The sequence below is a fragment of the Paenibacillus sp. OAS669 genome, assembly GCF_014873645.1.
GTDB lineage: Bacteria > Bacillota > Bacilli > Paenibacillales > NBRC-103111 > Paenibacillus_S > Paenibacillus_S vulneris.
In genome coordinates, this window is the sequence record NZ_JADBDR010000038.1 from 1 (window position 1) to 1178 (window position 1178).

General features: G+C 49.2%; 8 tRNA genes. All 8 read right to left on the minus strand.

Going from position 1 to position 1178, the window contains the following annotated elements:
- Positions 1–180 precede the first annotated feature (180 nt).
- Positions 181–253 (minus strand) — tRNA-Lys (locus GGC63_RS34165).
- A gap of 8 nt (positions 254–261) precedes the next feature.
- A tRNA-Tyr gene (locus tag GGC63_RS34170) sits at positions 262–346 on the minus strand.
- 35 nt (positions 347–381) lie between these two features.
- Positions 382–457 (minus strand) — tRNA-Phe (locus GGC63_RS34175).
- A gap of 46 nt (positions 458–503) precedes the next feature.
- Positions 504–580 (minus strand) — tRNA-Asp (locus tag GGC63_RS34180).
- Between the two features lie 14 nt (positions 581–594).
- A tRNA-Thr gene (locus GGC63_RS34185) sits at positions 595–670 on the minus strand.
- Between the two features lie 9 nt (positions 671–679).
- Positions 680–755: transfer RNA gene (locus tag GGC63_RS34190), tRNA-Val, on the minus strand.
- 55 nt (positions 756–810) lie between these two features.
- Positions 811–887: transfer RNA gene (locus GGC63_RS34195), tRNA-Met, on the minus strand.
- Positions 888–896: 9 nt separating this feature from the next.
- A tRNA-Ser gene (locus GGC63_RS34200) sits at positions 897–985 on the minus strand.
- Between the last annotated feature and the right edge of the window lie 193 nt (positions 986–1178).

A 1178-nucleotide genomic window follows, 5' to 3' on the forward strand; every position in this document is an offset into this window, starting at 1 on the left:
TTTCTCTATTTCGTGCAAAAAAAGAGCGGGCTATCTTTTCGATAACCTGCTCTTTTTTTGATTCTTGGCCCTCAGCCTTAACTTAATGATATTGGCCCAGCGGCTCCGCTTTTTTCCATGTCGTTGTATGCTGTTAGTTGCTCACAAAACAAAAAAGAGACCTTACGGTCTCTCTGCAGATGAGTCATGAAGGACTCGAACCTTCGACACCCTGATTAAAAGTCAGGTGCTCTACCAACTGAGCTAATGACTCACATGAAATGGTGGAGGCTGATGGATTCGAACCACCGAACTCAATGAGAACAGATTTACAGTCTGCTGCGTTTGGCCACTTCGCTAAGCCTCCATATGATGCGGCTTCCTGCTATTGCAGTACGCCTATGGTGGCTCGGGACGGAATCGAACCGCCGACACGAGGATTTTCAGTCCTCTGCTCTACCGACTGAGCTACCGAGCCTTATAAGAATATCTTGTCCAATCTTACGCATTTCTATTTTGAAAAATGGCGGAGCCGACGGGATTCGAACCCGCGGTCTCCTGCGTGACAGGCAGGCATGTTAGGCCTCTACACCACGGCTCCGCATTAGACAAAGATGGTGCCGTCGAGAGGACTTGAACCCCCAACCTACTGATTACAAGTCAGTTGCTCTACCAATTGAGCTACAACGGCGTACTATGATGGTGGAGGCTGACGGGATCGAACCGCCGACCCTCTGCTTGTAAGGCAGATGCTCTCCCAGCTGAGCTAAGCCTCCATGTGACACAAGTCGAATCATATCATACTTTGTCATAAAAAATCAAGAACTATTATGGTAGCGGCGGAGGGGATCGAACCCCCGACCTTACGGGTATGAACCGTACGCTCTAGCCAGCTGAGCTACGCCGCCATAGGACAACGGAGAGAGAGGGATTCGAACCCTCGCACCACTTACGCAGTCTAACCCCTTAGCAGAGGGTCCCCTTATAGCCACTTGGGTATCTCTCCAAGACTAAAGAACAATTGTATTGTTCCCTGAAAACTAGATACGAAATGCATGCGTAAAGTTTGTGAATTAGTTTCCCGTTTGTTACGGGCCTGCGACACTTACGCATCGCAGCTCTCTGACCATACTTCGTATGGCAGATAATAGGTTAAGCCCTCGACCGATTAGTATTCGTCAGCTCCACACGTTGCCGTG